The 25,540-nt window shown below is 27.8% G+C and carries 28 protein-coding genes; 17 read left to right on the top strand and 11 right to left on the bottom strand.

The window, feature by feature from the left end; all coding sequences use genetic code 11:
* The first annotated feature begins 9 nt into the window (after positions 1 to 9).
* Together ACTTA6_RS05595 and ACTTA6_RS05590 are read left to right on the top strand one after the other, a co-directional pair.
* The gene (locus ACTTA6_RS05595) at positions 10 to 951 is read left to right on the top strand and encodes a phosphotransferase (RefSeq protein WP_440613728.1); all 942 of its coding nucleotides are present in this window, start codon (positions 10 to 12) and stop codon (positions 949 to 951) included.
* Positions 952 to 954: 3 nt separating this feature from the next.
* Positions 955 to 1,644, top strand: coding sequence for a sugar phosphate nucleotidyltransferase (locus ACTTA6_RS05590; RefSeq protein ID WP_440613729.1), 690 nt, complete (start codon positions 955 to 957; stop codon positions 1,642 to 1,644).
* Here ACTTA6_RS05590 and ACTTA6_RS05585 read toward each other — a convergent pair.
* The gene (locus ACTTA6_RS05585; protein ID WP_440613730.1) at positions 1,622 to 2,332 is read right to left on the bottom strand and encodes a 2,3-bisphosphoglycerate-dependent phosphoglycerate mutase; all 711 of its coding nucleotides are present in this window, start codon (positions 2,330 to 2,332) and stop codon (positions 1,622 to 1,624) included. The genes ACTTA6_RS05590 and ACTTA6_RS05585 overlap by 23 nt on opposite strands.
* Positions 2,333 to 2,377: 45 nt before the next feature.
* On the opposite strand from ACTTA6_RS05585, the gene ACTTA6_RS05580 reads away from it, so the two are divergent.
* Positions 2,378 to 2,767: a hypothetical protein gene (locus tag ACTTA6_RS05580; RefSeq protein WP_440613731.1), complete on the top strand. Its 390-nt coding sequence runs from the start codon at positions 2,378 to 2,380 to the stop codon at positions 2,765 to 2,767.
* Entirely contained in the window at positions 2,754 to 3,353 is a 600-nt protein-coding gene (locus ACTTA6_RS05575) for a transglycosylase SLT domain-containing protein (protein ID WP_440613732.1), read from the top strand. The genes ACTTA6_RS05580 and ACTTA6_RS05575 overlap by 14 nt, the downstream gene beginning before the upstream one ends.
* On the opposite strand, the gene ACTTA6_RS05570 is transcribed toward ACTTA6_RS05575, so the two are convergent.
* The 4 genes from ACTTA6_RS05570 to msrA are packed head-to-tail and all read right to left on the bottom strand — an operon-like array spanning position 3,350 to position 8,733.
* On the bottom strand, positions 3,350 to 6,472 hold the full coding sequence (locus ACTTA6_RS05570; RefSeq protein ID WP_440613733.1) for an efflux RND transporter permease subunit: 3,123 nt from the start codon (positions 6,470 to 6,472) through the stop codon (positions 3,350 to 3,352). The genes ACTTA6_RS05575 and ACTTA6_RS05570 overlap by 4 nt on opposite strands.
* A 4-nt stretch (positions 6,473 to 6,476) precedes the next feature.
* Positions 6,477 to 7,472, bottom strand: a complete 996-nt coding sequence (locus tag ACTTA6_RS05565) for an efflux RND transporter periplasmic adaptor subunit (RefSeq protein WP_440613734.1) — start codon at positions 7,470 to 7,472, stop codon at positions 6,477 to 6,479.
* 3 nt (positions 7,473 to 7,475) lie between these two features.
* Positions 7,476 to 8,288 carry a rhodanese-like domain-containing protein gene (locus tag ACTTA6_RS05560; protein WP_440613735.1) on the bottom strand — a complete coding sequence of 271 codons (813 nt, stop codon included), beginning with the start codon at positions 8,286 to 8,288 and terminating at the stop codon, positions 7,476 to 7,478.
* Position 8,289: 1 nt separating this feature from the next.
* Positions 8,290 to 8,733, bottom strand: coding sequence for a peptide-methionine (S)-S-oxide reductase MsrA (msrA, locus tag ACTTA6_RS05555; RefSeq protein WP_440613736.1), 444 nt, complete (start codon positions 8,731 to 8,733; stop codon positions 8,290 to 8,292).
* A gap of 33 nt (positions 8,734 to 8,766) precedes the next feature.
* Between msrA and ACTTA6_RS05550 the strand changes: the two genes are divergently transcribed.
* Complete coding sequence (locus ACTTA6_RS05550; protein WP_440613737.1) at positions 8,767 to 9,648, top strand: DMT family transporter; 882 nt, start codon at positions 8,767 to 8,769, stop codon at positions 9,646 to 9,648.
* Complete coding sequence (locus ACTTA6_RS05545) at positions 9,641 to 10,276, top strand: DNA-3-methyladenine glycosylase family protein (RefSeq protein WP_440613738.1); 636 nt, start codon at positions 9,641 to 9,643, stop codon at positions 10,274 to 10,276. The genes ACTTA6_RS05550 and ACTTA6_RS05545 overlap by 8 nt, the downstream gene beginning before the upstream one ends.
* Here the strand turns inward: ACTTA6_RS05545 and ACTTA6_RS05540 are convergent.
* On the bottom strand, positions 10,263 to 10,559 hold the full coding sequence (locus ACTTA6_RS05540) for a DUF1330 domain-containing protein (RefSeq protein WP_075506464.1): 297 nt from the start codon (positions 10,557 to 10,559) through the stop codon (positions 10,263 to 10,265). The two genes, ACTTA6_RS05545 and ACTTA6_RS05540, sit on opposite strands and share 14 nt — an antisense overlap.
* Before the next feature lie 28 nt (positions 10,560 to 10,587).
* On the opposite strand from ACTTA6_RS05540, the gene ACTTA6_RS05535 reads away from it, so the two are divergent.
* Complete coding sequence (locus ACTTA6_RS05535) at positions 10,588 to 11,121, top strand: phosphoribosyltransferase (protein ID WP_440613739.1); 534 nt, start codon at positions 10,588 to 10,590, stop codon at positions 11,119 to 11,121.
* Between the two features lie 38 nt (positions 11,122 to 11,159).
* On the opposite strand, the gene ACTTA6_RS05530 is transcribed toward ACTTA6_RS05535, so the two are convergent.
* Positions 11,160 to 12,470, bottom strand: coding sequence for an NCS2 family permease (locus ACTTA6_RS05530; RefSeq protein ID WP_075506462.1), 1,311 nt, complete (start codon positions 12,468 to 12,470; stop codon positions 11,160 to 11,162).
* Positions 12,471 to 12,595: 125 nt separating this feature from the next.
* Between ACTTA6_RS05530 and ACTTA6_RS05525 the strand changes: the two genes are divergently transcribed.
* Positions 12,596 to 12,901, top strand: a complete 306-nt coding sequence (locus tag ACTTA6_RS05525) for a hypothetical protein (RefSeq protein WP_440613740.1) — start codon at positions 12,596 to 12,598, stop codon at positions 12,899 to 12,901.
* Positions 12,902 to 12,942: 41 nt separating this feature from the next.
* Here the strand turns inward: ACTTA6_RS05525 and ACTTA6_RS05520 are convergent, their stop codons facing one another.
* Together ACTTA6_RS05520 and ACTTA6_RS05515 are read right to left on the bottom strand one after the other, a co-directional pair.
* Positions 12,943 to 13,389, bottom strand: coding sequence for an Hsp20 family protein (locus tag ACTTA6_RS05520; RefSeq protein WP_440613741.1), 447 nt, complete (start codon positions 13,387 to 13,389; stop codon positions 12,943 to 12,945).
* 101 nt (positions 13,390 to 13,490) lie between these two features.
* Positions 13,491 to 15,569, bottom strand: a complete 2,079-nt coding sequence (locus ACTTA6_RS05515; protein WP_440613742.1) for a S9 family peptidase — start codon at positions 15,567 to 15,569, stop codon at positions 13,491 to 13,493.
* 15 nt (positions 15,570 to 15,584) lie between these two features.
* Here ACTTA6_RS05515 and ACTTA6_RS05510 point away from each other — a divergent pair, with 15 nt between their 5' ends.
* Genes ACTTA6_RS05510 through ACTTA6_RS05485 form a run of 6 tightly spaced genes read left to right on the top strand, consistent with a single transcriptional unit; the run spans position 15,585 to position 20,720 of the window.
* Positions 15,585 to 16,085 (top strand): J domain-containing protein, encoded by a 501-nt coding sequence (locus ACTTA6_RS05510; protein WP_440613743.1) that lies wholly within the window; start codon positions 15,585 to 15,587, stop codon positions 16,083 to 16,085.
* Entirely contained in the window at positions 16,082 to 17,083 is a 1,002-nt protein-coding gene (locus ACTTA6_RS05505; RefSeq protein WP_440613744.1) for a glycosyltransferase family 4 protein, read from the top strand. Before ACTTA6_RS05510 ends, ACTTA6_RS05505 begins: the two co-directional genes overlap by 4 nt.
* Positions 17,084 to 17,094: 11 nt before the next feature.
* Positions 17,095 to 17,973, top strand: a complete 879-nt coding sequence (locus tag ACTTA6_RS05500; RefSeq protein ID WP_440613745.1) for a dihydrodipicolinate synthase family protein — start codon at positions 17,095 to 17,097, stop codon at positions 17,971 to 17,973.
* Between the two features lies 1 nt (position 17,974).
* Positions 17,975 to 19,165, top strand: a complete 1,191-nt coding sequence (locus tag ACTTA6_RS05495) for a class I SAM-dependent methyltransferase (protein ID WP_440613746.1) — start codon at positions 17,975 to 17,977, stop codon at positions 19,163 to 19,165.
* Between the two features lie 28 nt (positions 19,166 to 19,193).
* On the top strand, positions 19,194 to 20,396 hold the full coding sequence (locus ACTTA6_RS05490) for a hypothetical protein (protein WP_440613747.1): 1,203 nt from the start codon (positions 19,194 to 19,196) through the stop codon (positions 20,394 to 20,396).
* Between the two features lie 30 nt (positions 20,397 to 20,426).
* Positions 20,427 to 20,720: a hypothetical protein gene (locus ACTTA6_RS05485; protein WP_440613748.1), complete on the top strand. Its 294-nt coding sequence runs from the start codon at positions 20,427 to 20,429 to the stop codon at positions 20,718 to 20,720.
* On the opposite strand, the gene ACTTA6_RS05480 is transcribed toward ACTTA6_RS05485, so the two are convergent.
* Entirely contained in the window at positions 20,713 to 21,063 is a 351-nt protein-coding gene (locus ACTTA6_RS05480; RefSeq protein WP_440613749.1) for a DCC1-like thiol-disulfide oxidoreductase family protein, read from the bottom strand. The genes ACTTA6_RS05485 and ACTTA6_RS05480 overlap by 8 nt on opposite strands.
* An 86-nt stretch (positions 21,064 to 21,149) precedes the next feature.
* Between ACTTA6_RS05480 and tldD the strand changes: the two genes are divergently transcribed.
* From tldD to ACTTA6_RS05465, 3 genes are read left to right on the top strand one after another with little or no spacing between them, the layout of a single operon-like run.
* Positions 21,150 to 22,562: a metalloprotease TldD gene (gene tldD, locus ACTTA6_RS05475; RefSeq protein WP_440613750.1), complete on the top strand. Its 1,413-nt coding sequence runs from the start codon at positions 21,150 to 21,152 to the stop codon at positions 22,560 to 22,562.
* 3 nt (positions 22,563 to 22,565) lie between these two features.
* Positions 22,566 to 23,882 carry a TldD/PmbA family protein gene (locus ACTTA6_RS05470; protein ID WP_440613751.1) on the top strand — a complete coding sequence of 439 codons (1,317 nt, stop codon included), beginning with the start codon at positions 22,566 to 22,568 and terminating at the stop codon, positions 23,880 to 23,882.
* Entirely contained in the window at positions 23,879 to 24,850 is a 972-nt protein-coding gene (locus ACTTA6_RS05465) for an NAD(P)-binding protein (protein ID WP_440613752.1), read from the top strand. Before ACTTA6_RS05470 ends, ACTTA6_RS05465 begins: the two co-directional genes overlap by 4 nt.
* 2 nt (positions 24,851 to 24,852) lie before the next feature.
* Here the strand turns inward: ACTTA6_RS05465 and ACTTA6_RS05460 are convergent, their stop codons facing one another.
* Entirely contained in the window at positions 24,853 to 25,533 is a 681-nt protein-coding gene (locus ACTTA6_RS05460; protein ID WP_440613753.1) for a DUF6134 family protein, read from the bottom strand.
* Between the last annotated feature and the right edge of the window lie 7 nt (positions 25,534 to 25,540).

Below are 25,540 nucleotides of genomic sequence, written 5' to 3'. Positions count from 1 at the left end.
TATACTAGAATGAAAAATTCAAAAGATTTGAAAAAAATTAAAGGAGATGCATCATTTAGAACATTTTATAGAAGTAAAAAAAATAACTCTATAGTTGTTTATGCAAAAAAAGAAAAAGAGAAAAATTTATTAATTTATGATGCAGTCAACAAAATTTTAATAAAAAATAGAATTTTTGCACCAAATTTGATTAGCCATGATTATAAAAAAAACTTCATTGAAATTCAGGATTTTGGGAATATCTCATTTTTTAAAATTTTAAAAAATAAAAAAAAAAATAAGTATTTATTTTTTAAAAATATTATTCAACTACTTAATAAATTACAAAGTATAAAAACTAAAAAGATAAAAAATTTTTTAAATCAAATTTATAAACTTCAATTATATAAAAATAAAATTTTATATAATGAAGCAAAACTTTTTAGCGACTGGTATGTTGAAAAAAAATTAAATAAAAATAAATCTTTATTCAAGAAAAAATTTAAAAACGAGATAAAGAAATTATTATCTAAACTTAATAATAAAAACGTTACTTTTGTACATAGGGATTTTCATGTTTCAAATTTAATGTATTTTAAAAATCAAATTGGCTTAATTGACAATCAAGACGCTCTTATTGGAAATAAAGCTTATGATTTAGCATCATTGATAGACGATGTTAGATTTAAAACTAATAACAGATTAAAAAAAAAGATTTTTGATTATTATATAAAAACCAATAATAAAATTAACTTAATTAAATTTAAACAAGATTTTGAAATACTGTCAGTTCTAAGAAATTTAAAAATCATTGGAATTTTCACAAGGCTCGCTTATAGAGATAATAAAAAAAAGTATATTCAATTAATCCCATATGCATGGGAAATGATAGATTACAGATTAAAAAAGAATAAGATTTTTAAGGATTTAAAATTATTATTAAAAAATAATTTTCCAGAATTTATCAATTAAATTATGAAAATAAATACAGCGTTAATATTATGTGCGGGATATGGAAAAAGATTAAACCCAATAACATTAGATACGCCCAAACCATTGTTAGAGTTACATAATGTAACAATGTTAGAAAAATGCATCCAATTGATTAAAAGTTTGGGAATCAAGAAAATTTTAATAAATTCATTTTATTTAAAAGATCATTTTACAAAATTTTTTAAAGATAAAAATTTTGATATTGATATTGAAATTATAGAAGATGGAAAAGAAATTCTAGATACTGGGGGCGGTATTTTAAATTTAATTAAGCATTCTAATGAAGATGATTTTATAGTTTTTAATCCTGATACTGTTTGGACAAAAGAGTATTTTGATGAAATTAATAAAATGGAAGAGTTCTATTTTAGTGAAAAATTAAAAAATATTCTTTTATTAGTAAACAAAAATTTAAGTTTTGATAAAAATTTAAAGGGTGATTTCAATTTAGAAAATAATCTTATTACTAAGGAATTAGATAAAAATTATATCTACATCGGCTGTCAGATATTAAAGAAAGAATTGTTTAAAAATGAAACTAATGAAAAGTTTTCAATTTCTAAAATTTGGAACAAATTGATTGATACTAAAGATTTACATGGATATGAAAGCAAACAAAATTTTTATCATTTAACTAATTTGGAAATCTTCAAAAAACTAAAAGATCTTTAGCTCTGTCAGAGTCTAAATATTTAGCACTTAAAACTTTTTTATCTCCATTTACTTCTATAAGTAAAGGATTACCTGTCGGTATTTCTAATTTTGAAATTACATCATTATCCAAATTAAATAGGTACTTACAAAGAGCTCTAATTGAATTTCCATGTGCAGATATTAAAATATTTTTATCATTTACGATTTCAATTTTTTTTTTGTAAAAATCTATTACTCTCTCATAAGTGTCTTTTAGAGATTCTGTACTAGGTATTTTATCTTCAGGAATATTTTTATAAATTTCTATATTAGATGGGTGATATGCATTTTGTTTGTCTAGAGGATCAGGTCTTAAATCCCAAGACCTTCTAAACTGATGCACCTTATCTTCCCCTAATTTTACCTTCATTTCATCTTTGTTGAGACCAGTAAGTGCACCATAATGTCTTTCGTTTAATTCCCATGCCTCACTAGGAACTTTATTGTCCTTTAATTCTCCTTGAATTATTTTTAATGTATTTTTGGCTCTTAATTGAACAGATGAGAAATAAAGATCTATTGTTAGGTTGTTTTTATTAATTAATTCACCTGCTTTTTTTGCTTCAGATTTACCATTTTCTGTCAAATCAACATCTACCCATCCTGTAAATTTTTTTTCTAAATTCCAAACACTTTGACCGTGTCTTACTAATATTAAATAACTCATTTGTTTATCTTTTAGATCAATTTGATAAATAAAACTATTACATTAATGATTAATATATTTTCAAGATATAAGTTCATTTTTTATTCATTAAACTTTGTAATAATTTTTCTGCATTTATTTCCAGGAAGTATATTGGGATTTTTTTTGTATGGGGATTTGAAAAAACAACCACAAATTACACCAGATTTTTGGATCTCAACAAACCATCTATATGCTTTTTTAATTCTTTCAGTTGTAGGATTTTTTACATTTAATAAAATAGAACACTTTAAAATAATAAGTATTTATCTTATTTTACTTTCAATAGTTTTAGAATTTCTCCATTTATTAATTCCAGAAAGAAGTTTTCAATTTTCTGATTTATTTGGAAACTTAATTGGTGTTGTAATAGTTGTTATCATATGTTTTTTTTTAAGAAAAAATGAAAAATATTAGAAGTATTTATATATTTATATTTATTTTATTTTTAAGTGGTTGTTCTTCAATCCCAAAAAATGTTTCTGATAGTTGCTCAATATTTAATGAAAAATATCTTTGGTATAAACATGCTAAAAAAGCAGAAGCAAAGTGGGGTACACCTGTGTATTTACAATTAGCTATTATAAAGATGGAATCTAGCTTTGATAGGTTGGCAAAACCTCCAAGACAAAAAATATTCAAAGTTATCCCTTACAAAAGACTCTCTAGTTCTTTTGGATATTCCCAAGCAGTCAAAGGTACTTGGAAACAATACAAAGAAGAAACTGGAAATAAATTTGCAATAAGAACAAGATTTAAAGATAGTGTGGATTTTATTGGTTGGTATACAAACAAAACTGAGAAAATTTTAAAAGTTTCAAAGAAAGATGCTTTTAGACAATATGTTGCATACCATGAGGGGTGGGGGGATTACAAAAATTATAAAAAAAATAATAAGGTTATTAACTTAGCTAAAAGAGTTGAGAAACAGTCAAATATTTATAAAAAACAATTATCAGATTGTAAAAATAAATTAACTACAAGTAAGTATATTATTTTTTAATTTAATTGTTTTTTCAGCTCTATATCTACGGCATCAATCCGCTTAGTATTTTTTGCTAATGCTAAATACATTGTAGGGGTTACATATAGAGTAAAGAATGTTGATATAATCATTCCACCTAAAATAGTTGCACCAACTGCTAATCTTGATCCTTCTCCAGCACCAGGACCTATATTTCCGATAACCAAAGGTATCATAGCAATCATAGTACTTAGTGATGTCATTATAATAGGTCTAATTCTTAGCTTACAGGCTTTCAACACTGCTTCTTGAATTTTAACACCTGTTGTTCTTATTTGGTTTGCGTAATCAACAATTAAAATACTATTCTTCGTAGAAATACCAATAAGAATAATCAGGGCAATTTGTGAGAATATATTTATTGAACTATTTAAAAATAAAATAAATACTAAACCACCAAACACAGCCAAAGGAACTGTCAAAATAATTATGAAAGGGTGTACAAAAGAGTTAAATGTTGCTGCCATTACTAAATAAGCAGTTAACAAAGCTAAAGCAAAAATTAAATAAATTTCATTTGTAGTTTCTTTCAATTCTTCTGATTTTCCTTTCCAAGTAATTTGGTTTTGAGGTGCAACTTTTATCATTACATCTTCTAGATATTTAACAGCTTCAGTTAGTGTGTAATTTTCTGATAGTGCAGCTGAAATTGTAACAGCTCTTTGTCGATTATATCTTGGCAATGCCTCTGCAGTTCCTTTTTCCTCAAATTCCACAAGACTAGCTATTGAAACTAATTTTCCAGTTGTTTCTGATCTTACAAATATTTTTGATAATCCATCTTGATCACGTCTATCAGCTAAATATTGTTGTAAGATTATTGGGTATTCTCTTCCTTCTTTGCTAAATGAAGTAACTCTTTTTCCTCCATAAAGTGTTTCAAGAGTTCTACCTATATTTTCTGTAGATACACCTAGGTCATTAGCTCGATTTTTGTTTGTGATTAGTTTAACTTCAGGTTTGTTTTTTGTGTAATCACTTTCAATTCTGAACATATTTCTATTTTTTCTTAATTCTCTTAGAACACTATTTTGAATATCTTCTAATTCTTCATAGCTTGTCCCATAAATAACCATCTGTACTGGTTTGTTGTAGTTTGAAACTCTTATTCCTTGCGGAGATATTGGAAATGCAAAAGTTTCTGGAACCGAAACCACTTGTCCAATAGCTTCTCTTAATACAGTTTGACTATTTTTTTCTCTATTTTTCCATTCATCAAGTAAAGCAATTATTATAAAAGTGTTATAAGATGTTGCGGATCTTCCAAATCCAGGAACTCTCATGATTAGTCTTTCATATGGGCTATCTTTTGCTTGTAATAATCTTAATATTCTTCCTTCAATTATCTGAGCCTTTTCTTGGGTATATTCAAATGAACTACCTTCATCTGTTGAACCTATTATTAAATAAGAACCTCTATCCTCCATAGGCAACAATTCTTTTTTTGAAAAATTAAAAAGATAAGCAGAAGCTGCAACGATAAAAATTATAAATATCGAAATAGTTTTTTGTCTATTTATCCAGTACTTGAGTGAATCAATATAAAATCCAGTAAAAGATTTAAATTTATTATTAAATTTTTTAACTAAGAAATTAACTTTTTCTTTTTTATTTAAAAACTTACTTCCAAGCATTGGAGATAGAGTTAATGCAACAAAGGATGATACTACAATTGAAAATGATAGCGCTATGGCTGTCTCTTTAAATAAAGTTCCAGATATTCCTTTAATAAATATAAGGGGCAAGAACACTGCAATTAAAATTAAAGTAGTTGCAATAATAGCAAAAGTAATTTGCTTAGAACCTTTATATGCAGCAACTAGTGGTGTTTCACCATTTTCTATTCTAGTATAAATAGCATCTGTCATAATTACAGAGTCATCAGTAATTATTCCTATTGCTAAAATAAAACTTAATAATACAAAAATATTTATTGAGAGATCAAAAATATATAATCCAAGAAATGAACCAATTAAACTAACAGGAAGTGCTACAGCTGGTACAATTACTGCTTTAAGATTTCCAAGAAAAAGATAAATAATTAAAACCACTAAAACAAAAGCAATAATTAAACTTTTGTAAACTTCTTCGATTGCAGCACCAATATATGTTGCTCTATTAAACGCTATTTCTAAACTTAGTCCATCTGGTAGTGACTTATTAAGTTCTTTTATTTTAGCTTTAATTTGATTAGACAACTCTACTGTTGAAGCGCCACTTTTAGCGTATATGCCAATTCCTACAGTTTTTAAGTTAAGTGCATTTTTACTTTGTGCTTTGAATAAAGTTTTCTCTGAAACAGGTCCAAATTCTATATTAGCAACATCAGAAAGTATTACTACTTTGTCTTTATTTTTTCTAAGAGGAAGTTGCTTTATAGTATCTATGTTTGAATAAGACTTATCTATATTTAAAGTTAGATCTTTATTATTTGCTTCTAATGTACCAGCAGGAATATTAAGATTTTCATTTCTTAAAGCTCTTTCAACCTCTTGAATTGTCAGGTTATTGGCTGCTAATTTGATAGGGTCTATCCAAACTCTTACACTAAGCTCTCTTAGTCCACCAACTAAAATCCTTCCAACATTTGGAACACTTGAAAAAGCATCTATCAGATATCTTTCAGCATAATCTCCAAGATCAAGATCATCCCATGTAGGAGATGTTAGTGCTACCCACATTGTAGTTGTGAAACCTGCTGCTTGTTTTAGAATTTGGGGTGGATTAGACTCGCTAGGTAAATTGTCAACAACACGAGCAACTCTTTCTCTAATATCATTCGCTGCATCGTCTAAATCAATATCTGTATTAAATTGTATATTAATTCTGCTTCGTCCATTCAAAGAACTAGAGTCTATGTTTTTAATACCTTCTGCACCACCTATTACGTCTTCAAGTTTTTGAGTTATTTCTTCATCAACAATTTCTGCTGATGCTGACTTATAATCTGTTTGAACTTGGACTACTGGAGGCTGTATTCCATCTGGAAGTTCTCTAACAGGTAGCTCTGCAAAAACAAATATTCCAAAAATGATTAGAATTAAAGACATTACCCAAGCAACAACAGGTCGTTTAATACTAACTTCGGTTATATACATTTAATTATTTTTTTTCTTTTTCAGATTTTTTAAAAATATTTTTTAACCAATCAAATTTACCTTTTTTTTCCTCAGCTTTTTTAGATCCCTTTTTTTTACCCCAACCAGAATTTCCTTGTTTTTTCTTTGCACCTTTTTCTATAGGTCTGATCGTTAAATTTGGTCTAACTTTTTTTGTGCCTTCAGCAACGATTTTATCTCCTTTATTTAATCCATCTAAAATCTCTACAAATCCTAAATACCTATCACCTACAGTAACGTTTGTTTTCATTACTTTATTTTTCTCATCCACTTTATATATAAAAATATTTTCACCTTCTACAATTGTGCTTGTGTCAGGCGCACTTAAACCATCTCTAACATTGTATTTAATTGAAATTTCTAAAAATGAACCTGGTAAAATTTCTCCAGATTTATTATCCATTTTTATTCTTGTAGCTAATGATCTGGTGTCTTGACTTATTCTACTTGCGAAGGAGTCAACTTCACCTTTATAAATTTTATTTTTATATCCAGAAAACTTTATATCAACAGGTAAACCAACTTTTATAAATGGAACAAAAATTTCTGGTATATCCACATCACAATATAATGAGCTAGTATCTTCTAAATTAATTAATAGAGAAGATTTTGATACCTCTAAATCTTCAGAAAATTCTCTTTTCCCAATAACCCCATCAAATTGAGCAATAATTTTTCTATTCTTAAGATTAGCAACAACATCACCTTTTTTAACTTTTTTATTAAAATCTATTGGCTTTAATATCTCATACTTTTCAACCTTAAATGACTGGGTTTTAACTGGTGCTGCTGTTCCGTATGTACTTATAACATTTTCAAAAGTTCTCTCTTGTGTTGTGGTTACTATTATTCCAGGAGGAGGTCTTTTACTAAATTTTTTCTTAAAATGATTTCCAATCATTGTTCTACCAATAATCACTATGGCAATAATTAAAAAGAAGATGACGATTATACTCGTGATTTTAGTTGATGTTTTCATAATTTAAATTTTTCCATATTCTGACCAAGATCCGTCATAAATGGTTGGAAGATATTTAGTATTAACTAAAGAATATGCAAGTGCTAAAATACAAGCAGTAACACCAGATCCACAAGAAAAAACTAAATTTTCCTCAAAATTTTTTGATATTTCTTGAAATAATTTATTTAAATCCTCTTTATTTTTAAAAGTCTTATTTTCATTTATTACCTCTACAAAAGGCAAACATACCGAATTTGGAATAGAACCACTTCTTACATTTTTTCTTGGATCTGGAGCTTTACCTTCAAATCTTTCTCTACTTCGCGCATCTACTACTTTAAATTCTTTTTTAGAAATATTTTGATCAATTAAGACTTTATTTTTTACGAGTTTAGATAATTCATTACCCTCATAGTTAGATTTATTTAAATTTGTTGAAATATTTGAGGTCTTTTTATTTTCACTTTTCCATTTTTTAAAACCACCATCAAGAACATTAACCAATTTTGGATCATGACCAAAATAAATAAAATTATACCAACCTCTGCATGAACTTATGACATTTGAATTATCATAAATTACAATTTGATCATCATTTGAAATTCCTAAGTCTGAAATTATTTTATTCCAAGCTACTAAGCTTGGAAGCATATGAGGAAGGTCAGTGTCTTGTTTTGAATTTTTATCTAAATCAAAAAAAATAGCATTTGGGATATGCTCTTTATCAAATTCATCTTGAGCATTTCTATTTTCAGCAGGCATATGCCAAGAACAATCAATTATCTTCACTTTGTCGAGATTTTTCTCTAGCCAATCTGTATCAACCAATGACATACTATCTTTTTTCTAGATACTTTTGGTGATACTCTTCTGCTGTACAATAGTTTTTAGTTAATGAAATTTTTGTTACTACTTTGCCAGATAGTTTAATATTTTCTTTTTCTACCATCTTTTGTGCAATAGTTTTTTGATCATCGTTTGTATAAAAAATTTCACTTCTATACTGAGTTCCAAAGTCAGGCCCTTGAGAATTTAACGTAGTGGGGTCATGAAATTTAAAAAAATGTTCAAGAATATTTTCGTAAGAAATTATATTTGGATCAAATTCTAACTTAACTACTTCAGCATGATTGGTTGTACCAGAACAAACTTCTTTATAATTTGTTTTGTAAGAGTTACCTCCACAATATCCTACTTCTGTCTTTGTAACACCATCAAGCTTGCTGAACTTTATTTCTGGTCCCCAAAAACATCCTAAACCTAAAATTGCTATTTCCATTGATAAATACCTTAATTAATCTAAGTTAATCACATGTTATCAAAAAATCAATTGGGCTTTTTTTATATGTTTATATCTGTATGCGCTTTCTCGCTAATGGATTTAATTGTTAAATGGTCTGATGATTATCCAGTTGGGCAAGTTTTGTTTTTTAGAGGCTTTTGTGGAATAATCCCAATTTTATTCCTTATCCCTAAAGATCGGTATTTTGATTTCTATAAAACAACGCGACCTGTGCTTCATTTTAAAAGATGCTTAGCGGGACTTATAGCTTTAGTCTCTATATTTGTTGCACTTAGAAATTTACCTTTGGCAACTGTTGTAAGTATTTCCTTTGCTGCACCAATTTTTATTACAATTTTTTCAATTTTTTTATTAAATGAAAAAGTTGGTTTATATAGATGGATGGCAGTGTTAGTTGGATTTTTAGGAATAATATTTATTACTGAGCCAGGATTTAGTTCTTTAAATGTGTATTATATTTACCCAATTATTTTTTGTTTAGGTCTTTCCTATGTAGCAATTGCTATAAGAAAATTATCATCAACCGAACCTGCCTGGTTGATCAGTTTTTTCTTTTCATTCTCGATAATGCTTCTAAGTTTTTTATCGTTTTATCAGGGATGGATCATGCCAAGTTTACTTGATTTATTTTTGCTATCAATGGTTGGTATATTAGGTGGTCTTGCAAATTTATGGCTGTCACAATCTTATAAATATTCAGAAGTTAGTTTAGTTTCTCCATTAAAATATCTTGGATTAGTTTTTGCAATAATATTTGGATATTTTATTTGGAATGAAATACCAACTTCTAAAACTTTGTTAGGTGCTTTATTAGTTATTGTTTCATCTATAATTATATTTAGAAGAGAAATGTATTTGAAAAAAAAACTATCTGTTTCACGTCATGAGTAAAACCCCATCATATTGGAATAAAGCAAAAAAGTATTTATCAAAAAAAGATAAAACAATGTCTTTTTTGATTAAAAAATATAAGTCACCATCAGAAACTGTTCTTACATCAAGGCGAGATGTTTTCTTTTCTCTTTGTAAAAGTATAATTGGTCAACAAATTAGTGTAGCTGCTGCTAACTCAGTTTTTTTAAAGTTTAAAAAAAAATGTAAAAACAAAATTAATGCAAAAACAGTGAATAAATTATCAAGCTCTCAATTAAAGAGCTGTGGATTAAGTAGACAAAAAGTTAAGGGTATAAAAAGTTTAGCAGAACAAGTATTAAATAAAACATTTAATCCTAAAGTTATTCCAGGTATGTCTGATGAAGAAGCAATTATTTATTTATCTAAACTGAGACAAATAGGAAGATGGTCAGCTGAAATGATTTTATTATTTACTTACAATCGCCCTGATATATGGCCTGTACAAGATATAGGACTTCTAAGAGCTATTTCAAAAAATTATAATAAAAAATATCTTCCACCAGAAAGTTATGTAAACTTATTGCAAAAAAGATTTTCCCCATATTGTTCTGTAGCCACATGGTATCTTTGGAGAAGTATAGATCCTGAGCCTATTCAATATTAAAAGCTTCGACTATCTGTAAGTTTCTTTCGGTAGTATCTTTTGCGAGCGCCCAACCTTCTTGATATTCTTTAGAGTCATGACACTCCATAGCTTTTTCATAACTAGGAAATTCCCAAATTACTGTTCTTGGGTAAGTTTCTCCCTCTAAAGTATTAAACTTTCCTCCTCTTACTAGTGGTACACCCCCATAACTTTTGATTATATCTGTAACTTTAGCTCCATATTTTTTAATATTTTCTTGGCTATCTATCTTTTTGTACAAAGCAATCCAGTAAACCTTCATCATTTCTCCTTTTTAAATTTTTTTACTTATGATACTAAACTTCATGGCTGACAAACTCATAATCTCTTTTGATGAATATATAAAAATTGTTGAGAAACTGGCAATACAAATTCACAAGGAATACAAACCTACAGTTTTAATTGGTATTATGAGAGGTGCTGCACCGATCCTTGATATCTTATCGAGGATTTTAAAATTACCAATAGCCTACATTGTTATTCAAAGTTATTCAGGCGAAGGAATGGAAGATAAGCAAGGTGAACTTATGTTTGCTAGAGAAATAAGCTCATTAGCTAATAACGAGGATTTTAGTAAAGTTTTATTGATAGATGACCTTTCTGATACTGGTTTAACTTTAAATAAAAGTATTGAGTGGTTAAAAAATTATCCTCAAACAAAAGATTTTATTAAAGAAGTTAAAACTGCTTGTCTTTGGAAAAAAAAATCATCAACTTTCGAACCAGATTTCTGTCCTGTAAGACTAGATTCTGACCCATGGATTGTTCAGCCAACTGAACATTATGAAGAATTATCTATTGAAGAATTAATTGAAAGAAATTAGTTAACAGGGCTAGTAAACTAGCCCTGTTAAGATTTTATTTAACTTACAGCAAAACTTACAACACTAAGTATTGCAACCACCCATATCGCTGGAGAAGTGCTTGAAAACTTTCCAGTAAATATTTTAATTAATGCGTAAGAAACAAATGCTAGGGCAATTCCATTACTAATACTGTATGTTAACGGCATTGCTATCATTGCAAGTATTGCAGGAGCAGACTCAGAAATATCGTTCCACTCAATATCTGTAATATTTCTTACAAAAAGAACAGACACAAAAAGTAGAGCTGCACCATCAATTTGTTTAGGCAAACTAGTTGCTAAAGGCGCAAAAAAGATACATGCTAAAAACAAAATACCTATTACAAGAGATGTCATTCCTGTTTTACCACCTGCTTTTACACCAGCACCAGACTCAACATAACTTGTTACAGTAGTAGTTCCCATCATTGCACCTGCAACTGTTCCAACACTGTCAGATAGCATTGCTTTATTGATATCTTGAACTTTTCCATCTTTACCTACTTTACCCGCAACGTTTGCAACAGAAGTTAAAGTTCCAGCTGTATCAAAGAAGTCGATAAACAATAAAGTAAAGATTACTGTAGACATACTAGCAGTCATTGCAGCAGACAGATCAAAATCAAAAAGATATGTCATTGGAGGAGGTGAGCTAGCTAAACCATTAAATTTAGCAAGGCCAGCAGCCCAAGCAATGATACTAAATACCAATATCCCTATGATAATGTTACCTTTTACATTCATTTTTTCTAAAACAATGATTGCTATAAAAGTTGCACATCCTAAAAGAACTAATGGATCTCCAAGATTACCTAATTTAACTAAAGTAACAGGATCATCTACAACCACTTCCATAATTTGTAATCCGATAATCGCTAAAAATAATCCTATACCTGCACCAATTCCTAATTTTAAACTTTTTGGAATTGAGTTAATTAGCCATGCTCTTATTGGCGTTAAAGATATTATTAAGAATAATACCCCTGCCACCAATACAGCACCAAGTGCTTCTTGAGGTGTGTATCCCATTCCCGCACATACACCAAATGCAACGAATGCGTTAATACCCATTCCGGGTGCAAGTCCTATTGGCCAAGTCTTTCCATAAAAAGCCATAATAAAACATGCTAAAGCTGTGGCTAAAATCGTAGCTGTATATACTGCGCCGAAATCAAAGAAACCTTTTTCGGGTCCGGCGAATTCTCCCGATAAGATAAATGGATTTAAAAACATTATATAAGCCATCGTCAAGAACGTTGTAGTTCCCGCTATAACCTCTGTTTTAAAATCTGTTTTGTGTTTTTTGTAATTAAAATAATTATCAAGCATTTGCCCTCCTAATGTCAGATAATTATTTGATTCTGTTGAATAATACTTTGAATAAGTCACTTTTATTCACAAAATTCAACTCAAAGTTTATATTTATGCCATAATTGTAATGATAGTGTTGTTATATGAAAAATTTGAGAATTTTATTCACTACATTTGTTATCTTTCTATCTGTTTCAGGGTGTCAAACAGTAAAGCAAAAAACTGATGCCGCTATTGAAAAAGAAAATAAAAAGTTGAGTGAATTTATTGGTCAATCAGCAAGTAAATTACAAATGGAACTTGGAAAACCTGATGAAGATTTTGAAAATGAAAAAGGTAATTTTATCTTTGTCTACAACACTAAGAAGTATGGATTTCCATGTGAAAGAAGATTTGAAATAGATCCAGATAAAATTGTAATTGGATTTGCTTCAAATGGATGTTTTTAGGTTTTACCTGCGAGGATAAATCCTCGCAAGTAAGGTTAAACTTATTTAATTTCTATAAGTTTTTTCTTTTTGTGCTCAGGGATAATTCTTTCACAAGATATTGTTAAAAGACCATCTCTAAGTTCAGCACCGTTAACTTTTACGTCATCAGCTATAGTGAATGATCTTGCAAATTGTCTTTGAGAAATACCTTTATGAATTATTTCTCCATTAACTTCATTTTTTTCAGATTTATTAACTTGTTTTGTTCTTACAGTTAATAAATTATCTTCAAACTCAACCTCAACATCATTTTTATTAAAACCAGCTAATGCAACTTCAATTGCATAATTATCCTTACCAGTTTTTCTGATATTGTAAGGGGGATAGTTTGATTGCATTGTCAAACCTCCATTGCCCAACATACTTTCGAATTGCTCAAACATATCGTCAAAGCCAATTGAAAAAGGTCTTAGTGAGTTAAATATAGATAGATCCTTACTTGTCATAATATTCTCCTTTTTAAAGCAAGTTTATTTTACGTAAGCCCCATCAGGCGACTTACAAGATATATTTAGGTACGATTAAAAATATTTCAATATCTGAAAAATTAAATTTTTTCCGAAATTTTTAATGCAAATGCGTAGTCGAGTGCAATTTCTTCTATTGCTCCATCCCTACCAGATTTACCTCCATGACCTGCATTCATTTCTGTTTTGAGAAGTAATAAATTATTATCAGTTTTATAGTCTCTAAGTTTAGCTGTAAATTTTGCAGGTTCATCAAACAAAACTCTGTTATCACTTAAACTAGTTGTTATTAGCATATGAGGGTAATCCATTTTTTTTATATTATTATATGGAGCATATGAAAATATATAATCAAAGTGCTCTTTGTTTTCTTTAGCATTACCAAATTCATCAAATTCACCAACTGTGAGAGGTAAAGAATGATCAAGATTTGTAGTTAATGAATCAACAAAAGGAACAGCCATAATTATACCTAAAAATAATTCAGGAGCTTGATTAACAACAGCTCCCATTAATAAACCACCAGCAGATCCACCCATTCCGATTATTTTTCCTTTTGAGGTGTAGTTGTTTTCTATCAAATATTTTGCAGCATAAATATAATCTTCAAACGTATTTTTTTTATTAGTTAACTTTCCTTCTTTCCACCATTTCATTCCTTTTTCCATTCCACCTCTAATATGTGCAGTAGCCCAAATAATATTTCTATTTATTAAGCTCAGTCTTGTTGAGGAAAAACCTGGACTCATCGAACTACCATACGATCCGTATCCGTAAAGTAACAAATTTGCTGTACCGTCTATTTTTGTATTTTTGTGTCTTGTAATCGTAAGTGGAACCATTCTTCCATCATGGGATTTAAACTCTATTCTCTCAACTATATAATCATCTGTATTATGGCCTGATGGTATTTCTTGCTCTTTTACAAGTATTTTAGATTTAGTTTTTAAATTGTATTTGTAAACTCTCGAAGGTGTTTTGGGTGAAGAATATGAAACATAAACCTCATCTGTGTCTCTATTTCTTTGAGTTAATGAAACACCAGGAACACATACTTTTTCGTCAGAAAATATTAGTTCTTCTTCATTATTTGATGAAGTATCAATAACAAACAACTTGTCCAAAGCATCTGATGTTTCGGATCTAATTATCCAGTTATTTAAAAATGAAAGTCCACCAATTAACACTTCTTTTTTTGCAGGAATAAATTTCTCCCAATTCTGATTTTCTAAACTTTCTGAAATATCTATTTTAAAATCCTCTGCATCTTTATTTGTATGATTATAAAATTTTCCATTCCATGAATTTACAGAGTAAAGAATCCCTTTTTCTCGTTTGATTATCAATTTTGGATTTGGTTTTGTTTCATTCACATGAAAATAATATTGTTCCGATGTATTATGATCCGAAGTATTTATGAAATAATATTTCTCGTCAGAACTTAATATAATACTAACAGTAAAAGCTTCACTTTTTTCCTCAAAGATTAGTTCATCTTCATTTTCAAAATCTCCAATTTTATGTCTATAAATTTTTCTAGCTCTATGATTTTCATCTAACTTTGAATAAAAAAGATACTTATCATCTAAGCTGAAAATTATACTTCCTGATGTTTGTTTGATTTCTTTTGAAATTATTTTATTATTTTTAATATTTCTTACATAAATTGTATAATACTCGGAACCTTTAGTATCTAGTGAGTACCCAAGATATTGATCATTGTTACTAACCTCTAAATCTCCAACACCAAAATATTCAACATTTAATTTTTCTTTTTCTTTATCTCCATTCCAAATTTCTTCAATTTCTGACGAACCAATTTTTTTTCTTAATTTTATAGAGTAATTTCCTTTAGCAGTTGTCTTTGTCCAATATTCATATGAATGATCTTTAAAAGGTAAGCTCTCATCATCTAATTTTATTCTACCTTTAATTTCATCAAATAATATTTTTTGAGCATTTTTTGTATTTTTTAGATGATAATCAGTATATTCATTTTCATCTTCTAAATATTTCTTTACTTCTGGAAGAAGCTTGGTTTTGTCTTGCAAGACTTCTAAAATATTTTCTTGATGTATCCAGCTATAATTGTCTTCCCATTTGATATTGTGACATGATTTAATCTCTAATTTTTTTTTTAATTGTGGTACTTTGTTCATTAAAATTTTGAATATATGAATTTTTTTTTTGTAACAATAGCAATATTATTGTCAATTTATTTTGTCTTAAAATGGTTTGTTAGATCCTCGTCTAAAAAAATTAGTATTTATGTAAGAAAAATAATAATTTTCTCATCTGTACTATTAGCAATTTTGGCCTTGGTTGCTGGTAGATACATTTTTTCGTTACCTTTTCTTTTAGCAATACTGCCTTTGATAAAAACTAAAGCAGGTATAACACTTTTTCAGATTTTAAGGTTGTGGACATTATTTAGAACTTTAAAAACCAATGGTCGTTTTGATTATAGTGGCAATAATAATATTCAAAATTCTCAAACCATGTCTAAAGAGGAAGCTTGCAACATACTTAATTTAGATCCTAAAAAAAAAAATTCAAAAGAAGAAATTTTGAAAGCATATAAAAAAATTATGAAAAAAATTCACCCTGATGTCAGTCCAGAATTAGGTAGTCTTGCATCTATAGTAAATCAAGCAAAAGAAACTTTATTGAAATGAGGAAATTTAAAAAAAAATTAAAGATAATTCATGTAATTTTGTCAAAAGGTTTTGCAGGATCTGAAAAATATGTCGTTGATTTAACTTATCATCAAAATGAAAATAATCAGGTCCATGTTATAATTTTAAAACAAAATAAAGAATTAAAAAATTCTTTAGAAAAGAAGTTAAAAATATATCAAATAAGTAGTTTTTTAAAAAAATATAATATTCAAAAAATAATTAACAAAATTAAACCTCAAATAGTTCACACACATTTAGGTGAAGCAGCAAAATTAGTTTCAAAATCAAAAGAATATAAAATTGTTGCAACAATGCACATGAATTATAAACATAAAGATTATAAAAATTCAGACGCTATTATTGTTTCAAACAATACTCAATATAAAGAAATCAGAAAAAAATATTTTGGAAAATTATTTAAATCTTACTTATGGGTAAAACTACCAAAGATTGAAATTAACAAAAAAAAATTAAAAAAAAATTTAAATATACCAAAAAAAAATTTTATTTTTGGGTCAATTGGTAGGTTTCACCCTCAAAAAGGTTTTGATATTTTGATTGAGTGCTTTGAAGAAATGAATTTAAAAAATTGTACATTGATCTTAATTGGAAATGGACATGAAAAATACAAGTTTCTTGAAACCAAAAATAATAATTTTAAAATTATTGGACAAATTAAAAATGTATCAAATTATTATAATTTATTTGATGTAGGACTTTTCTTCTCAAGATGGGAAACATTTGGTTATAGCCTAGTTGAAGCTATGCAATATAAATTACCAATTATAAGTAGCACACATATAGGTAATAAAGATTGGTTCAATAAATTTAAAATTTCTAAAGCCAATATAAATAATAAAAAACAACTAAAAGCCTTAATTAAAAAACATTATAAATCAAAGCCGACAAAGAAAAATTATGATTTAAAAATATTTGATTATAAAAAAAATTGTGAGGCAATTACTAGTATTTATAGAGAATTATTAGTAAAATAATTTTATAAATTATGATTAAAGGAATAATTGCAGCATCAATGTCAATTTTGAATAAAGATTTGACTTTAAATGTTGACAAAACTCTTGAGCATGCAGAGATGGTAATTGATAATGGTTCCCACGGTGTTGCAATATTTGGCAGCACTGGTCAGGCTCAACTAATTCCTGTTGCAGAAAAAATTAAATTGCTAAATAAAATATCAACCAACAAATACAAAGATAAATTTATTATTGGAACAGGATTAAATTCTTTAGGAGAAACAATAAATTTAATGAGAGTTGCAATGTCATTAAATTTAGAAAAATTTCTAATAATGCCACCTGCATTTTATAAATATGCCGATGATGATGTTTTTAGTTTTTATTCCAAATTAGTAGAAGCAACACCAAAAGCTAAAATTATTTTATATAATTTTGAAAAGCTTTGTGGATATAAATTTAGTGTAGAGTGTGTTGAAAAATTGGTAAAAAATTTTCCAGAACAAATTGTTGGTGTAAAAGATAGCTCATATAATCTTTTTGAAAATTTAAAATTAGATAATTTTTCTATAATGCCAGGATCTGAATCTAAATTATTGAAGGGACTTGAATTAGGTTGTTCAGGAATAATTACAGCAACGTGCAATGCAACATCTAAACTTGCTAGAAAAGTATATGACGATTTTAAAGATGGAAGAGAGCAAAAAGTTAATACCCAATTATGTGATGTAAGAGGGACATTTGAAAAATATAACCTAATTTCTGGCTTACACACTTTTTATAAGAACAAAGATAGCATTTATGAAAATCTACTACCACCTTTAAGAATTCTTAATAAACAAGAAGAGGTGGATCTTTTAAATAATTTAGAAAAATTTAGTTTTTCACTAAAATCATCAATGGCAGCATAAAATGCAGTTAGCAAGGTTCTTAAATAGTGTTTTTAAGAAAGATGGATTTATATTGGTCGATGCAAATTCTAAAAGTTATATTATTGGAAATCCAGAGAAGGAAAATCCCATAAAAGTTAAAATATTAAATAAAAAACTTCATTATAAACTTTTATTTCATCCCGACCTTTACTTCGGGGAAGCTTATACTGATGGAGATATAGTGATTGAGAATGGAAGTCTCACAGATTTTTTAGATTTATCTTTGATGAATTTTGGAAGAGGAGAATTAAATTTTTTTAGTTACTTAATTAACAGATTGAGGGGTTCGTATAGATATCTAACAAATTTCAATTTTATCAAAAAATCCAAAATGAATGTCTCACATCATTATGATATTAAAGATGATCTTTATGATTTATTTTTAGACCCTAAAAGACAATACTCATGTGCTTATTTCAAAAATGAAAATGATACTTTAGAGGATGCCCAAAATAATAAAATTCAACACATAATTAAGAAATTAAATATAAAGCCAAATCAAAAAGTTCTTGATATTGGATGTGGATGGGGATCTTTAGCAGTCGATATTGCAAAATCAGCTAATTGTGAAGTCACTGGAATAACATTATCAGAAAATCAATTAAAATATTGCAAACAAAAAGCTAAAGAACAGAATTTAGAAAATCAATTAAGATTTAAGTTAATGGATTATAGGGAGCTCGATGAAAAATTTGATAGGATTGTAAGTGTTGGAATGTTTGAACATGTTGGAAGAAAGTTTTATAAAAAATTTTTCTCACAAGTTGAAAAACTTCTTAAAGATGATGGAGTTTCACTAATTCATACCATTGGATCAGTCAATCCTCCAAGAGACCCTCATCCATGGATAACAAAATATATATTTCCAGGTGGTTATACTCCAAGTTTAAGTGAAGTTACCACTCCAATTGAAAAAGCTGGCTTAATTGTGGCTGATATTGAGGTATTAAGAATGCATTATTCTCATACATTAAGACATTGGAAAGAAAATTGTCTAAAAAATAAAGATAAAATTATTAATATGTTTGATGAGCGTTTTTTTAGAATGTGGGAATTCTATTTAGCGGGTTGTGAAATGGCTTTTAAATGGGGAGACCAAGTTGTATATCAGTTTCAGCTAACCAAAAACTATTCTTCTACACCAGTTACAAGAGACTATATTTATCAGTAATTTATTGATAAAAAATAAATTCCTTTAAATGAAAAATTTAAAAAAAAAACAAAATAAATCTATTAAAAAAAGCAAAAAAAAATCTCAATTAAAATCAAAAAGATCTAAAAAAATTTCTAAAGTAAAAAAAATAAAATCTAAAATTAACAAAAAAAATAAAGTTAAAGCTAAAAAAAAAAAAATTTCAAAAGTAAAAGAAAAAACAAAAAAAAAAATTCTAAATAAACCTAAAGAAAAAAGTTTTCTTTTAAAAATAATTAATTTTCAAAATTCACTTAAACCTGAATTTAAATTCAGGATAAATATTAATATAGAAAAATATATCCAAGCATTTTTTGATAAAATATCTGAAACAATTAATGATTATAAAGTCCTTAAAAAAGACGAGCAGAGAAGAATTAAAATTGAAAAACAAGAGCAAGAGAGACAGGAAAAACTAGCCTTACAGCAAGAGAAGCAAAAAGAACAAGAATTAAAGCTAAAACTAAATGAACAAGTAATAAAAGAAGAAATTAGGTTAGAGAAACAAAGAACAAAAGAAATTAAATTATTTTTAAGAAAAGAACAGGCACTAATAAGAATTGAACAGGCTGAAAAGCAGAAGAAATTTTTACAACAATTAAAATTAGAAAAACAAATTGAAAAATTTAGAGTAAGGGAAGTTAAAGAATTAGAAAAATTAGAAAAAATTTCATTAAAAGAAAAAAGAGAAGATTATGCAGGACTTCAACAAAGAATTGAGAAGTTAAAAGAAAAATATCGAATAATAAGAGATCAAAAAATAAGAGAAAGAGTAGAGGCTTTAGGAGTTAAAATTCAAGGTGATGAAGATAGGGAAACATTACTTAAGAAAGAAAAAGAATACACTTTAGCAAGGCAAAAAATTGAGTTTGCTCTTGAAAGCTTTTATAGGAGTGCCAGTAGTTTAGTTTTCCAATTAAATAAAAGACATATTACAAGACACATGTCTATTTTTCGATGTATCGACAGAAGATTTGAAACAGGTGAGATATTTGTTAAGTGGGATGAAGCTCCTGATGAGGAATGGTTATTATTAATTTATATTAAAAATAATTCTCCTGATGAAGGTATAGTCATTGAAGATAAAACTAATCCTGAGAAAAACATCTCTCATGAATTTAAAAATAATGAAATATTTAAAGCTTCAGACACAATGGTGGATTCTTTAACTCAATTAATTGCAAGAAAAAGAGCCAAAAATAACAATTAATTATTACGTTTAATTTAAGTATTATTAGTTATGTTTTATGGAATAATTGCAATGGTAATTCTATATGTGTTGCTAAGTTATATACTTGCTTGGATCAGATATTTTAATAGTCAAGACGAAAGGTTAGGACAATCAACTTGGAGATGGAGTTACGATTATGAAGTTGATGGAGAAAGAGACATATCAGATTTGGATGACAAAAATTTTGTAAGATTAAGAAGAAAAAGAAATAAAATTATCACTCTCATGTATTCAGTAGTTTTAGTTATGTTTATCCTCTCAATGTCTTTATTGAGTCAAATTTTGATATTTTTTCTTAATTAATTTTTAATTGTTTTTTATTTTTCAAATACAAAAAATACGCAACTATTTCATATCCATATTTAAAAATTGTAAAGATTACAGGAAGTTTGAAAAAACTATATAAAAATTTATATTTTGGTATTCTCTTCCAAACATAAAGGAAAGCTTCTGCACCTTCAATTACTTGATCGTTTTCTTTAATGTGTAATCTTCTTAAAAGTTCTTTGTCATTTTTGGAAGTTTCTTTTTCTGCTTCTTTGTTATTTGTAATATCTATCCAATCAATATCTTCAATATTTTCTTTTTTATACATATTGATTTCTGATCTGCAAATTTTGCAAGAGTTATTAAAATAAACTTTCATAGATAATTATATTAACTTTAAAATTAAGCATGTAAATGCGCCAAATGATTAGTTGAAAATTAATAATAAAGCACTATCTAAACCGAGTGAGTAATTTTTTTGACAAATCTGATTTAACAAGAAAAGATGCTGATGCAATAGTATCCGATACACTACAAAATTGTGATGATGGTGAGCTATATTTGGAGGACACTAAATCCGAATCTATTTTATTAGATGATAATAAAATTAAAAGCTCAAGCTATAGTTCAGATTTAGGTTTTGGATTTAGAGCAATTACGGGAGAGGTTGTTGCATATTCTCACTCTAACGAAATATCAAAAGATTCATTAAAAAAATCTTCTGAAAATTTAAAATCTACATTGAAGTCTATGAAAGGTACTTATAATCAAGATATTTCAAGATCTAATAAAAAATTTTATCAGGATATTAATCCCATAGAGCAAAAAACATTAAATTCGAAATTAGAAGTATTAAATAAAGTAAATGAGTATCTAAGAAAAAAAGATCAATCTGTAAAACAAGTTACCACAAGTTTTGCAGGTGAACAAAAATCTATCGAGATTATAAGATCAGGTGGTGAGGTATTAACTGATGTCCGACCATTAATTAGATTTAATGTATCTGTAATGTTAGAAAAAAATGGAAGAAAAGAAACTGGCGTTTATGGAATAGGTGGAAGACAATCTTATGATGAATATCTCAAAAATGACAATTGGAAAACTGTATGTGAGGAAGCATTTAGAATTGCGTCAGTAAATTTAGAAAGTAAACCTGCTCCAGCAGGAGAAATGAAAGTTGTTTTAGGACCTGGATGGCCAGCAATTTTAATACATGAAGCTATTGGACATGGTTTAGAGGGAGACTTTAATAGAAAAAAAACTTCTGCATTTCATGATCTTATGGGCCAAAAAGTTGCCAGTGAGGGAGTTACGATTGTTGATGATGGAACAATTGATAATAGAAGAGGTAGCTTAACTATTGATGATGAAGGTACACCAACAGAAAAAACAGTATTGATTGAAAATGGGATATTAAAGAATTTTATGCAAGATAGATTAAATGCTAGATTGATGAAAACCAAATCGACTGGCTCAGGAAGAAGAGAAAATTATAGACACGTTGTTTTGCCAAGAATGAGAAATACAATGATGTTGAGTGGAAACCAAACTCAAGAAGAAATGATCAAATCAGTAGACAAAGGAATCTTTGCAGTAAGTTTTGGAGGAGGACAAGTTGACATTACATCTGGAAAATTTGTATTTAATTGTACTGAGGCATATGAAATTAATAACGGAAAGATTGGTTCACCGATAAAGGGAGCGACATTAATAGGAGATGGTCCTTCAATTTTAAAAGAAGTTTCTATGGTTGGAAACGATATGATGTTAGATCCTGGTATAGGAACTTGTGGTAAAGCTGGACAAGGTGTACCTGTTGGAGTTGCCCAACCTTCAATTCTAATCGATAAAATGACAGTTGGTGGAACAAAACTTTAAATTATGGTTAAGGATCAAGAATATTTAAGATCAAAAGCATCATTTTGCTTAGATTTAGCTAAAAAATTAGGTGCAACTGGATCAAGTGTAACAGTAGGTCATTCAATTTCTGAAACTGTAAATTTTAGAAATAATACTTTAGACGAGTCTAATAGATCAGATGGATTAGCAATAAGTATAGAGACTTATTTGGGAAAAAAAAGATCTTCAATTTCTTCATCAAACTTATTAGATGATAACATTAAAACCCTAATAGAAAAATGTTTTGAAACAACTAAAAATACCCCTGAAGATGAATTTAATTCTTTACCAGATAAAGATCTTTTAGCTAAAGAAATTAAAAATTTAAATTTATATGATGAAACACACTTTGATAATGAAAAAAAAATTGAATATTTAAAAGAACTTGAGAGCGTTGCATCTTCAGAAGAAAAAATCATAAATACAGAGTCTAGTTTTACTGAAAATAAATCTAACTTTATTTTAGCAAATAGTGATGGATTTTGTGATGGATACAAATCATCTTCATTTAGTGCATCTTGTGTTACTGTTGCTAAAGATGAAAATAGTATGGAAAGAGACTATGAATTTACAAGCAAACGTCATTTATCTGACATTAAGGGCGCAAAAGAACTTGGTCAAAAAGCTTCTGAACAAACTATAAGAAAATTAAGCCCAAATAAAATTGGAAGTGAAAAAATAAGCATTATATTCGATAAAAGAATTGCAAAAGGGATGTTGGGAGCTTTTGCAGGGGCCATATCTTCATCTGCGATTTCTAGAGGAACATCTTTTCTTAAGGACAAAATCAATGAACAAATATTTACAGAAACAATAAATGTTATTGATAAACCCGATATAAACAAAGGTGTTGGGTCCCAAATTTTTGATTCAGAGGGAGTAAAATCAGATACTTTAAATCTTGTACAAAATGGTGTTTTAAAAAATTATTTAGTCGATACTTACAATGGAAAAAAACTTAACTTAAAATCAAATGGAAGATCTGGTGGTACAACAAATTTATATTTCGATAATGGAAATATTAGTTTTGAAGATTTATTAAAGAGTAATTCAAAACATATTTATGTAACCGAAACAATAGGCCATGGAAGTAATTTAGTTACAGGAGATTATTCAGTGGGTGCAACAGGCTTCCTAATTGAAAATGGCGAATTTAAATTTCCAGTAAATGAGATAACAATTGCAGGAAATTTCAAAGATATGTTTAAAAATATAACTTTAGCCAGTGATTTAGATTTTGAATATTCCATTAACTCACCAACTATGATGATAGAAGGAATGACAGTTGCAGGTAAATGAGCACTTTCTGTGTAATTGGATCTGGAATATCTGGTGCTACAATTTCAAATCTATTAAATAAAAAACACTCTGTAGACCTCTATGACAAAGCAAGAGGTCCTGGTGGGAGATCGTCATTTAAAAGGTTAGATAAAAAAATAGGCTTTGATCATGGCGTTCAATATATTTCCCCTAAGACTAGTGAGTTTAAAAAATTCACAACAAAACTCATAGCAAAAAAAATATTAAAAAATTGGAAGGGCCAGCATATTTTTCAAAATAAAAAGATAAAAGAAAATAAAAACCATCAAAAAATAATTGGCAGAAAAGGTAATAACGATATTAGCAAGTATTTATTAAAAAAAATTAATTGTAATTTTCAAAAAGAATTAAAAAAAATTGATTATAATAAAAACAAATGGAAACTTACCTTTTCTGATGGTGATAATAAATTTTATGATAATCTAATTTTAACTTGCCCACATCCTCAATTACTTAAATTAGCAAAAAAATTTATTAATCATTCTTTTATTAAAAAAAAATTAAAAATGGATGCAAATATTACTGTCATGATAAAAATGAAAAAAACAAAAAAAAATATAAGTAGTTTTTTGTTTGATGATCAAATTTTAGGTTGGGCTGCTAGAGAAAATAGTAAGTTAAGATTTAAAAGTATTTATGAATTTTGGACACTTCAAAGCACAGCAATATGGGCAAATAAAAAAATTTTGAAAAATAAAGAAAATAAAGATTTAAATTCAAAAATATTAATTAATAAATTTTTTGATCTTACTGGTATTAAAAAAAGCAACGTTCTTTTTTCTTTAAATCATGGATGGATGTATTCATCAAATTCAAAACCTTTAAAAATTAAAAGTTATTGGAATTCAAAAATTAATTTAGGAGTTTGTGCTGATTGGTTTGTTGGACCTAGGCTAGAAGCGGGATGGATAAGTGCTAATGACCTTTTTAGGAAAATAAAGAGATAAAATTACTCAATATTTTTAATTCTATACTCCCAACTTCCCATTCTTTCATAGGTAACTTTAACTATCACTGAAGTTTTTTTATCAAGCCATATATCAAAATTTAATCTTTTGTCTTCTGGAAGTGCCATATCTTTAGAAGTGAGTTTAAAATGATCAGTATCAAATTCTTTTCCATTGATAGTGATTTTTTCCTTACCGATAAATGTAACTAGTTGTTCTTTTATACTTCCAGAAATAGGACTAATTTGGCTTTCTGCCTGTAACAATTTATGGCTCCACCAATTTCCAATTGTATTTTTTGAAGAAGCTTCACCAGAAAAAGAAGATCCTTGAATATCAAATTTATTCGTTTGATTATTTAATATTAAATTTACAAATTTTTCTTTTTTATTCTGACGTGTTTTAGATTTAAAGGAAATTAAATTATCTCCTAAATATTTTTCTTCTCCAAAACCTTCTACTTCAAAAATAGTTGCTCCAAGTAGTTTTACTGTAAATTTATATTTATTATTTACAGTCGTTTCATTGTCTTTCCTAGAAAAAGAATAATTATTATATCCTATAACTTCGTTATTTCTTAAGATTTCAAGTTCAATTTTTTTGAAGTTATTATAATGACCAACATGTGCGTTTGAGTTAAAAGTAAATAAAAAAAATATAATAATAGTGTAAAATTTTTTCATGATAATA

The organism is Candidatus Pelagibacter sp. HIMB1636, from assembly GCF_052047675.1.
Lineage (GTDB): Bacteria > Pseudomonadota > Alphaproteobacteria > Pelagibacterales > Pelagibacteraceae > Pelagibacter.
This window is presented reverse-complemented; position numbering and strand designations above follow the sequence as displayed.

Excerpts from the sequence above, each read along its gene's own strand:
- ACTTA6_RS05560 (WP_440613735.1), bottom strand. The coding sequence starts at position 8,288 with ATGTCATTGGTTGATACAGATTGGCTAGAGAAAAATCTCGACAAAGTG.
- ACTTA6_RS05570 (WP_440613733.1), bottom strand. The coding sequence starts at position 6,472 with ATGTATATAACCGAAGTTAGTATTAAACGACCTGTTGTTGCTTGGGTA.
- ACTTA6_RS05510 (WP_440613743.1), top strand. The coding sequence starts at position 15,585 with ATGAATTTTTTTTTTGTAACAATAGCAATATTATTGTCAATTTATTTT.
- ACTTA6_RS05500 (WP_440613745.1), top strand. The coding sequence starts at position 17,095 with ATGATTAAAGGAATAATTGCAGCATCAATGTCAATTTTGAATAAAGAT.
- ACTTA6_RS05595 (WP_440613728.1), top strand. The coding sequence starts at position 10 with ATGAAAAATTCAAAAGATTTGAAAAAAATTAAAGGAGATGCATCATTT.
- ACTTA6_RS05590 (WP_440613729.1), top strand. The coding sequence starts at position 955 with ATGAAAATAAATACAGCGTTAATATTATGTGCGGGATATGGAAAAAGA.
- ACTTA6_RS05545 (WP_440613738.1), top strand. The coding sequence starts at position 9,641 with ATGAGTAAAACCCCATCATATTGGAATAAAGCAAAAAAGTATTTATCA.
- ACTTA6_RS05480 (WP_440613749.1), bottom strand. The coding sequence starts at position 21,063 with ATGAAAGTTTATTTTAATAACTCTTGCAAAATTTGCAGATCAGAAATC.
- ACTTA6_RS05515 (WP_440613742.1), bottom strand. The coding sequence starts at position 15,569 with ATGAACAAAGTACCACAATTAAAAAAAAAATTAGAGATTAAATCATGT.
- ACTTA6_RS05550 (WP_440613737.1), top strand. The coding sequence starts at position 8,767 with ATGTTATCAAAAAATCAATTGGGCTTTTTTTATATGTTTATATCTGTA.
- ACTTA6_RS05530 (WP_075506462.1), bottom strand. The coding sequence starts at position 12,470 with ATGCTTGATAATTATTTTAATTACAAAAAACACAAAACAGATTTTAAA.
- ACTTA6_RS05520 (WP_440613741.1), bottom strand. The coding sequence starts at position 13,389 with ATGACAAGTAAGGATCTATCTATATTTAACTCACTAAGACCTTTTTCA.
- ACTTA6_RS05505 (WP_440613744.1), top strand. The coding sequence starts at position 16,082 with ATGAGGAAATTTAAAAAAAAATTAAAGATAATTCATGTAATTTTGTCA.
- ACTTA6_RS05460 (WP_440613753.1), bottom strand. The coding sequence starts at position 25,533 with ATGAAAAAATTTTACACTATTATTATATTTTTTTTATTTACTTTTAAC.
- ACTTA6_RS05540 (WP_075506464.1), bottom strand. The coding sequence starts at position 10,559 with ATGAAGGTTTACTGGATTGCTTTGTACAAAAAGATAGATAGCCAAGAA.
- ACTTA6_RS05465 (WP_440613752.1), top strand. The coding sequence starts at position 23,879 with ATGAGCACTTTCTGTGTAATTGGATCTGGAATATCTGGTGCTACAATT.
- ACTTA6_RS05470 (WP_440613751.1), top strand. The coding sequence starts at position 22,566 with ATGGTTAAGGATCAAGAATATTTAAGATCAAAAGCATCATTTTGCTTA.
- ACTTA6_RS05525 (WP_440613740.1), top strand. The coding sequence starts at position 12,596 with ATGAAAAATTTGAGAATTTTATTCACTACATTTGTTATCTTTCTATCT.
- ACTTA6_RS05575 (WP_440613732.1), top strand. The coding sequence starts at position 2,754 with ATGAAAAATATTAGAAGTATTTATATATTTATATTTATTTTATTTTTA.
- ACTTA6_RS05495 (WP_440613746.1), top strand. The coding sequence starts at position 17,975 with ATGCAGTTAGCAAGGTTCTTAAATAGTGTTTTTAAGAAAGATGGATTT.
- msrA (WP_440613736.1), bottom strand. The coding sequence starts at position 8,733 with ATGGAAATAGCAATTTTAGGTTTAGGATGTTTTTGGGGACCAGAAATA.
- ACTTA6_RS05585 (WP_440613730.1), bottom strand. The coding sequence starts at position 2,332 with ATGAGTTATTTAATATTAGTAAGACACGGTCAAAGTGTTTGGAATTTA.
- ACTTA6_RS05485 (WP_440613748.1), top strand. The coding sequence starts at position 20,427 with ATGTTTTATGGAATAATTGCAATGGTAATTCTATATGTGTTGCTAAGT.
- ACTTA6_RS05490 (WP_440613747.1), top strand. The coding sequence starts at position 19,194 with ATGAAAAATTTAAAAAAAAAACAAAATAAATCTATTAAAAAAAGCAAA.
- ACTTA6_RS05580 (WP_440613731.1), top strand. The coding sequence starts at position 2,378 with ATGATTAATATATTTTCAAGATATAAGTTCATTTTTTATTCATTAAAC.
- ACTTA6_RS05535 (WP_440613739.1), top strand. The coding sequence starts at position 10,588 with ATGATACTAAACTTCATGGCTGACAAACTCATAATCTCTTTTGATGAA.
- ACTTA6_RS05565 (WP_440613734.1), bottom strand. The coding sequence starts at position 7,472 with ATGAAAACATCAACTAAAATCACGAGTATAATCGTCATCTTCTTTTTA.